The organism is Nocardia sp. JMUB6875 (assembly GCF_041154655.1).
GTDB lineage: Bacteria > Actinomycetota > Actinomycetes > Mycobacteriales > Mycobacteriaceae > Nocardia.
In genome coordinates this window covers 1-1,023 of sequence record NZ_BAAFGR010000402.1, presented here as the reverse complement: position 1 = coordinate 1,023, position 1,023 = coordinate 1, and the positions used below count along the sequence as shown (strand labels likewise).

The 1,023-nt window shown below is 64.0% G+C and carries 2 protein-coding genes; both read left to right on the top strand.

From position 1 onward, the window contains the following. The first annotated feature begins 94 nt into the window (after positions 1-94). Positions 95-364 (top strand): plasmid stabilization protein, encoded by a 270-nt coding sequence (locus ACAM49_RS40255; RefSeq protein WP_369640754.1) that lies wholly within the window; start codon positions 95-97, stop codon positions 362-364. Then, positions 361-786: a type II toxin-antitoxin system VapC family toxin gene (locus ACAM49_RS40250; RefSeq protein WP_369640753.1), complete on the top strand. Its 426-nt coding sequence runs from the start codon at positions 361-363 to the stop codon at positions 784-786. The genes ACAM49_RS40255 and ACAM49_RS40250 overlap by 4 nt, the downstream gene beginning before the upstream one ends. Positions 787-1,023: the final 237 nt, after the last annotated feature.

Sequence of the window (1,023 nt, the reverse complement as noted above, 5' to 3'; positions counted from 1 at the left end):
ACCCGCCACGAGGTGATCACCCACACCGCCCGGCCCGGCTCAATCGATCCGAACCTCGGGCGCGTCGACTGTGATCATTGCTAGCGTTGATTGCATGAGCACCGGAAAGAAGCGGCCTACTGCGGCTTCGCTCACGATCCGCAACCTGGATCCGAAAGTGAAGGAACGGCTCAGGAAGAAGGCCGCCCAACGCGGACATTCGATGGAAGCCGAGGCGCGGGAGGTGCTCGCTGCTGCGCTCGCGCCCTCCGCGGCCGAGAATCCGCTGTCCGGTGCCGCTCTCATCGAGCGTCTGGCCAATCTGCGGAAAGAGCTGGACGCGGCGGGAGTGGAGTTGGTGATCCCGGACCGGCACGAGTCGTGATCATCCTCGATACGAATGTCATATCGGACGCGCTCATGACGCCGGAGAAGGCTCCACGCGTGGTCGAATGGGTTGCCTCCCTGGACGAATTCCATACGACCGCAATCACCACTCAAGAGGTCGCCATGGGTCTGTTCCTGCTGCCGGAAGGGCGGCGAAAACGTCATCTGATCGACGTCGCGGATGCCGTGTTCCGGCCGCTGGAGGAGGCAGGCCGGGTGCTGTCTTACGAGCACAATGCCGCATTCTGTTATGCCTGGTTGATGGAGAAGCGGCCGAAGCCTTCAGCGGGCGAGGTGATGGATGCGCAGATCGGCGCGATTGCGTTGCTGTACAGCGCGACTGTCGCGACCCGCAACGTGAAGGACTTCGCGGGGCGCGGCATCGAGGTATTCGACCCGTGGACCGGTCGAACTCACTGACGCCCCCTTCGCCATCAGCCTTTCCCGGCTCGGTGCCATAGTCGCGAGCCTAGCCCCGAAATCGGAGAGCTCGCGGATCATCCTGTGCGGCGGTGGAATTGGGTTATAGGGGGAGTGTCATGGTGAGGCTGTCGCGGGCTGCCAGGTAGGCGGAGCGGACGTGGGCTGTCAGGTCGGCGCGGGTGCCGGGGGTGGGGAGGAAGGTCCATTCCTCGAGGGCGTAGCCGAAGGCTGAGA

Excerpts from the sequence above, each read along its gene's own strand:
- ACAM49_RS40255 (WP_369640754.1), top strand. The coding sequence starts at position 95 with ATGAGCACCGGAAAGAAGCGGCCTACTGCGGCTTCGCTCACGATCCGC.